This is a genomic window from Amycolatopsis sp. NPDC089917, assembly GCF_040684635.1.
GTDB lineage: Bacteria > Actinomycetota > Actinomycetes > Mycobacteriales > Pseudonocardiaceae > Amycolatopsis.
In genome coordinates, this window is sequence record NZ_JBFBGL010000137.1 from 1 (window position 1) to 5174 (window position 5174).

Annotated in this window: 3 protein-coding genes and 1 pseudogene; 1 reads left to right on the forward strand and 3 read right to left on the reverse strand. The window is 67.7% G+C overall.

Translation table 11 applies throughout. The features are described from left to right. Positions 1–404 precede the first annotated feature (404 nt). The 3 genes from AB0N89_RS40915 to AB0N89_RS40925 all read right to left on the reverse strand — a co-directional run bounded on the left by AB0N89_RS40915 (position 405) and on the right by AB0N89_RS40925 (position 4294). A complete protein-coding gene (locus tag AB0N89_RS40915) occupies positions 405–1388 on the reverse strand; it encodes a hypothetical protein (RefSeq protein WP_364217116.1) in 984 nt (327 codons plus the stop codon). Beyond that, the gene (locus AB0N89_RS40920) at positions 1385–2629 is read right to left on the reverse strand and encodes an MFS transporter (RefSeq protein WP_364217119.1); all 1245 of its coding nucleotides are present in this window, start codon (positions 2627–2629) and stop codon (positions 1385–1387) included. The genes AB0N89_RS40915 and AB0N89_RS40920 overlap by 4 nt, the downstream gene beginning before the upstream one ends. A gap of 75 nt (positions 2630–2704) precedes the next feature. Further along, the gene (locus AB0N89_RS40925) at positions 2705–4294 is read right to left on the reverse strand and encodes a discoidin domain-containing protein (RefSeq protein WP_364217122.1); all 1590 of its coding nucleotides are present in this window, start codon (positions 4292–4294) and stop codon (positions 2705–2707) included. Positions 4295–4442: 148 nt separating this feature from the next. Between AB0N89_RS40925 and AB0N89_RS40930 the strand changes: the two are divergent. After that, positions 4443–5078 (forward strand): annotated as a pseudogene (locus tag AB0N89_RS40930) (HAD-IA family hydrolase); the annotation flags it as partial. Between the last annotated feature and the right edge of the window lie 96 nt (positions 5079–5174).

Genomic DNA, 5174 nt, shown 5'->3' on the forward strand with positions numbered 1-5174 from the left:
CGACACTCAGCCACCGAACACCCCACGAAACCCGAACCAGCTACCATCACCAAGCCGCGTGAAAACCCCGTGTCCGCCATCCGGGGGCAACTCCACACGTGTGTCGTCCCTCCCATCACGTGTGTCGTCCGTCTGATCACGCGTGTCGTCCGACCGGTCGGACGGTGAGGGCGGCGGTGACGCGTCGGTCCAGGTGGTCGTGAGTGCCAAGTGTGGTTAGAACGCGACTTGCCACTCACGACCCACCGGACCGACGACTCAGGTGCCCACCAGTCACGCTCGCCCCTGGAGCCTAGCGACAGGGCATCGCGACGATGTAGGAATCTGGACACTCAACGCCCCGATTCCTACATCGTCGATCCCGGCACACGAAGACCGGTCCGTCCTCACCACTCACGAGCCACCTACACCCCCGCAGGCGAGGAGCCCCGCGTCACCAGCTCCCGGGCCGCCCCGCTCCCGTCGGCGGGAACCGCCCAGATTCCCGAGTCCACCCCGTAGCCCACGGTCCGGTCGTCGAGCCAGGCGGCCTGGTCGTCCACGCTCCGCGTCTCGGCCAGCATGGTCTCCTCACCGGAGGCCAGATCGAGCACGGCCAGCCGCCAAGGTGCCGAAGAACCGGCGGAAACCCGCTTCTTGAACGCGACCCGCTTCCCGTCCGGCGAGAGCGACGGGCATTCGACGTTCTCCCGGATCATCCTCGCGACGAGCTTTTCGTAGTCCGCCTCGACGAGGTAGGTCTTCCCCTTCGTCCCCACGGTGGCGTAGAACTTCTTGCCGTCGGCGGCGAAGGTGATCCCCCAGTAGTTCACGTCGGAGGAGTAGTACGGCTTGCCGTCGAGCAGGAGTGTCATCTCCTCGATGCTCTTCGTCAGTTTCCCGGTCGACAGGTTGAAGATGCCGGCCCTGGTCGAGAACCCGGTCTCCGCGTAGGAATCCCCGTTGACGAACAACGTCCAGTAGGCGAGTTTCCCGTCCGGTGAGACCCGGCCGCGGCTGGGGGTGCCGGGCAGTTCGATCCGGCGGATCTCGGTGAGGTCCTTGTCCAGCACGATGACGTCGGTCATCGGCGGCAGCACCCCCGGCTGCGCGGCCAGGCACAGCGCGGTCCCCGCCGAAGCGGCGAACCGGTCACAGCTCAGCCCCGCCACCTTCCGGATCTCGCCGGGCCGATCGGCCGGGACGGTGGCCAGATGCCCGAAGTCGGGTCCCTCGGCGGTGTTCCGGAACAGCAGCTGTCCCTTGGCCTGTACCGAAACCGGCTGCCCGGTCACGACGGCGACGGAGTTGACCTCCGGCCCGCGGTCCCGCGAGTAGAGGCCGTAACCGACGGCAGCCGCGATCAGGACGACGACGGCCGCCACCACGCCCAGGATCCGCGCCCTCATGCGTAAGTCCTCAAAGGACGGAGGACGGCGGCCGCGGCGACCACGACGGCCAGTGCTCCCGCGGCGACCAAGACCGCGGCGTGCAGGTCCCACGTGGTCCAGGCGAGTCCGAAGAGGACGGACGCGAGCATCCGCGTCGTCGCCTGCCCGGTCTGCACCAGCGCCAGCCCGCTCGCCCGCTGGTGCTCGGGCAGCAGCGGCCCGGCGGCGGCCATCAGGACACCGTCGGTGGCGGCGTAGAAGACGCCGTGCAGCACCAGCGCCAGCACCGCGAGGATGCCGCCGTCCACCGGTCCGAGCAGCGCCAGCAGCGCGACGACCAGCGCGACGTGCCCGCCGAGGAACACCTTCCAGCGGCCGATCCGGTCCGAAAGCCTCCCGAACGGAACGGCGAGCAGGAGGTACACGCCCGCGGTTCCCAGTGGCAGCAAGGGAAAGAACACCGCGCCGAGTTCCCAGCGGCGCTGCAACACGAGATAGAGGAACGAGTCGCTGAGGGTGACCAGGCCCAGCAGCGCCGCCCAGACGCAGATCCGGCGGAACGACGCCTGCCGGATCAGTCCGGCGGTCTCCCGCAAGGAGATCTTGGGCCGCTCGGCCTTGGACTTCGGCTGATGGTCCTTGACCAGCACCAGCAGGATGATCACGCCGATCGCGGCGATGCAAAAGCTCGTGAAGAACACCGAGTCGTAGCTGCCCAGGCTGAGCCACAGCACCGCCATCGCGACCAGCGGACCCAGGAACGCGCCGAAGGTGTCCATCGCGCGGTGTACGCCGAAAGCGCGGCCGAGGTGTTCGGGCTCGCTGCTCAAGGTGATCAGCGCGTCCCGCGGCGCGGTCCGGACGCCCTTGCCGGTGCGGTCGGCCGCCAGGACGGCACCGATCGCCACGGTGGACGAACCCGCCAGCATCAGGCCGATCTTGCCCAGCGCCGAGAGCCCGTAACCGAAGCAGGCGACGGCTTTGAGCCGCTGCCACCGGTCCGCGAGATGCCCGCCGAGGAGCCGGACGACGGCGGTGACACCGGAATAGAGGCCGTCGAGCACGCCGAACTGCAGCGGGCTGAGGCCGAGACCGAGGACGAGGTAGAGCGGGAGGACCGCGGTCACCATCTCCGACGAGATGTCGGTGACCAGGCTGACCAGGCCGAGTGCGACGACGTTCCCGGTGACAGCGCGTTTCACGCTGCTCTTGGGGACATCCGCCGCGGTGTCCGCTCCCCTGCTCGTGGCTATGTACATGGGAGACCTCCTGCGCCGTGAGGAGGTGCCGGGTCGCGGCGCAGACGGCCGCGACCCGGCACCTGATCGCGAGGATCAGTGGCAGGTGTAGGTGGGAGAGGAGTCGATCGTCTTGCCGTCGAGACCGATCAGCTGGGTCGAGAAGGCGTTGTCCGACATGTTCAGCTTGAGCACGCCGTAGGTCGAGATCGCCTTCGCGGTGGCCGGGTGTTCGGTCTTGACCGGGTAGAGGGTCGCTCCGCCGCCACCGCCGATGATCTGCACCGGACCGGCCGGATCCTTGTCGCCGTCGGCGTTCTGCGGGAAGAACCGCTCGTAGTGGTGGTCGTGCCCGTTGAGCACCAGATCGACCTTGTTCTGGACCATGGTCTGCCAGAGCGTGGCCATCTTGTCGTTGTCACCGTGGTCACCCGAGGTGTAGCGCGGGTGGTGGTAGTACGCGGCGACGCAGGGTTTGGTGTTGTTCTTCAGATCCTGCTTGATCCAGTTCAGCTGCTCGTCGCTGACCGCGTTCGCGGCGAAACCGGGCGAGAACTCCGTGCTGTCGATGGCGACGAAGTGCCAGTTGCCCATTTCCCAGCTGTAGTAGGTCTTCCCGTTCGGCGTCGCGATCTTGCCGAAGTACTTCTTGTAGGCGCCCAGCGGGGTGTCGTCGTAGGTCTCGTGGTTGCCCGGGATCGGGTGCATGATGCTCTTGTACTTGCCCCAGGTCTTGTCGAAGTACTTCGTGAAGTCCTCGATGTGGGCGTCGTCGTACTGGTTGTCGCCCATGGTGATCACCGCGGCCGGGTTCATCTGCCCGACCAGGTTGGCGGTCTTCGGGTGGATGCACGACGAGGAGGACGCGGTGCACTGCTCGGCGATGTCACCGGAGGCGGCGAGCACGAACGACGAGCCGCCGCCCGCCTGCGTGGTCGCCTGGATCGCGCCACTGGCGGCCGAGGTGTTGCCCGCGGCGTCCTTCGCCCGGACGCTGTAGGTGTACGCGGTCGCCGCGGTCAGGCCGGTGTCGGTGAAGGAAGCGCTTTCCGTGGTGCCGGCGACCTGTCCGTTGCGCAGCACCTCGTACCCGGTGACGCCGACGTTGTCCGTCGACGCGGTCCACGTCAGGTCCACCGTGGACGCGGTGATCGAACCGGCCTTGAGGTTCGCGGGCGCGGTGGGCGCCTGGGTGTCGCTGGACGAGTCCGACGTGCCGTAGACCTGCATCTCCCAAAGGGAGTAGCCGTAACTGGTGGCGCGCTTGGTCCCGACGAGACGCAGGTAGCGGCCCCGGGCGGACAGGCCGGTGAGGTCGTCGGTTCCGCCGTCCCCGTTGGTGACGGACTTGACCGAGGTCCACGACGTGCCGTCGTTGGAGACTTCCAGTTTGTACGCGGTGGCGTACGCGGCCTCCCAGTTCAGCTTGACCCGGTTGACGGCGGACGGGCCACCCAGGTCGACGCGGATGAACTGCGGGTCCGCGCCTTCGGCACTCGCCCAGCGGGTGGTGGTCTTCCCGTCGACGGCGAGCGCGCCGGCGTAGGAGGAGGACTCCACCGAGGAGACGATGACGGGTTTACCTTGGGACAGAAGGACATCAGCGGCTTGCGCGTTGCCGCTGAGCAGCGTCGGCAACAGGATCGCGGCCGCGCCAAGTGGCAGTAGTCGGGTTCGGGCCTTCACATCGATCTCCCCGGGAATCCGTGGCGGCGGGTTGAGAGGGACGGGTGCGCGGCGTTCACTTCGAGTACACTTGTTCGTTTGGTAACTTTCCTAACGAATGCGTACCGTAATCCGTACCACTCAGTGAGTCAAGACATAGACTCATCCCATGACCGGCGCCTTGATCTTCGACTTCGACGGAACGCTGGTGGACACCGAGGCGGCCGTCCTCGTGGCCTGGCAGGAGACCTTCCGCGAACGCGGCGGCGAACTCCCCCTCGAGGTCTGGCACACCGTGATCGGCACGCAGAACACCGCGATCGCGATGTTCGAACTGCTGGAGAAGGACGACGAGCACCTCGACCGGATCGCGGTCCGCACCGGCGTCCGCGCCCGGGTCACCGAACTGCTGGAATCCGTGGGGCCGCGTCCCGGCGTCCAGGAGTACCTCGACGACGCGAGGGAACAGGGCCTGCGGCTGGCCATCGCGTCCAGTTCGACCGGCGACTGGGTCTCCACGCATCTGAACCGGCTGGGCCTCGCGGACGCGTTCGAGGCCGTCCTTACCGGCGACCTCCACCAGGCGAAGCCGAGCCCGGACCTCTATCTGGCCGCGCTCGCCGCGCTGGACGTCCCGGCGGCCGAGGCGATCGCGTTCGAAGACTCGCCGCACGGTGTCACCGCGGCGAAGGCGGCCGGGCTGCACTGCGTCGCGGTGCCGAACCCGATCACGGCGGTACTGAACTTCGACCACGCGGATCTCGTCCTGGGTTCGCTGGCCGACAAACCGCTGAGCGAACTACTCGGCGGCCACCACGCGGTCCTCGGCTACGGAGGCCGCGGCCGAGGGCGTCAGCGACGCCGCGGTGCTCAACTTCGCGCTCAACCTCGAATACCTCGA